The organism is Micrococcus sp. HMSC31B01 (assembly GCF_001816085.1).
GTDB lineage: Bacteria > Actinomycetota > Actinomycetes > Actinomycetales > Micrococcaceae > Micrococcus > Micrococcus luteus.
Genome location: NZ_KV824863.1, coordinates 1 through 1,269, shown reverse-complemented (window position 1 = coordinate 1,269; position 1,269 = coordinate 1). Strand labels below are relative to the sequence as shown.

Below are 1,269 nucleotides of genomic sequence, written 5' to 3'. Positions count from 1 at the left end.
GTCACCGCCCAGGCGGCCGACCGATGACGGCCCCCGCCCCCGCCGTGTTCGCGGACCTCGCAGGCCAGGAGGCCGCGGTGGCCCAGCTGCGCCGCGCCGCGGCCGAGGACCGTCCCACCCACGCCTGGATGTTCACGGGCCCGCCCGGCTCCGGCCGGTCGACGGCGGCGCGTGCGTTCGCCGCGGCCCTGCAGTGCGAGGTCGCGGACCCGGCGGCGCGCGGCTGCGGCGAGTGCCACGCGTGCCGCACCGTCCTCGGCGGCACCCACCCGGACGTGACCGTGCTGGCCACCGAGGCGGTGAGCTATCGGATCGAGGACGTCCGCGCCCTCGTGGAGGCCGGCCAGTCCACCCCCGCGACCGGGCGCTGGCGGATCTTCCTCATGGAGGATGCGGACCGCATGACGGAGCGCGCCACGAACGTGCTGCTCAAGGCCATCGAGGAGCCGCCGGCCCGCACGATCTGGATGCTGTGCGCCCCGTCCCCCGCGGACGTGCTCCCCACCGTCCGCTCCCGTTGCCGGCTGATCACGCTGAGCATCCCCGCCGTGGAGCAGGTGGCGGAGCTGCTGCACCGCCGTGACGGGCTGGACCGCGAGACGGCGCTCACCACCGCCCGGATCTCCCAGTCGCACGTGGGCATGGCCCGCCGCCTCGCGCGGGACCCGGAGGCCCTCGAACGCCGCGAGCGCATCCTCTCCCTGCCGCTCCAGGCCACCGCCGTCTCCGACGCGATGGCCCTGGCCGCCACGTTGGCCGAGGTGTCCAAGGCCGAGGCCGAGTCCGCCGCCGAAGCCCGGGACGCCGAGGAGCTCGAGGCGCTGCGCCGCTCCCTGGGCCTCGAGCCCGGTGAGCCCGTCCCACCCAAGCTCCGCCACCACGTCAAACGGCTCGAGGAGGACCAGACCCGCCGGCGGCGCCGCGCCGTCCGGGACTCGCTGGACCGGGCCATGATCGACGTCATGGGCCTGTTCCGGGACGTGCTGCGCGTGCAGCTGGGGGCCGAGGGCGAGCTCATCAACGAGCACCGTCGGGACGAGATCGAGGCGTACGCCCGCGGCGCCGCCGGCGACTCGGCCGAGGTGCTCGCCCGGATCGACGCCGTCACCACGGCCCGCGAGCGCATCGCCGCCAACGTGCCGGAGCAGCTGGCCCTCGAAGCCATGATGCTGGCCCTGCTGCCCCGCCGGGTGCGCACCCCGCGACGTCGCTGAGCGGCCGAGCGGGGCGGACCGGCGCCGGCTCAGCGGGTGCGGACCACCAGGTCCG

The 1,269-nt window shown here is 76.3% G+C and carries 1 protein-coding gene; it reads left to right on the top strand.

Annotated elements, in window-relative coordinates; genetic code table 11:
- Nucleotides 1-23: 23 nt before the first annotated feature.
- Nucleotides 24-1,214: a DNA polymerase III subunit delta' gene (locus tag HMPREF3105_RS00870; protein ID WP_070708550.1), complete on the top strand. Its 1,191-nt coding sequence runs from the start codon at nucleotides 24-26 to the stop codon at nucleotides 1,212-1,214.
- Nucleotides 1,215-1,269 lie beyond the last annotated feature (55 nt).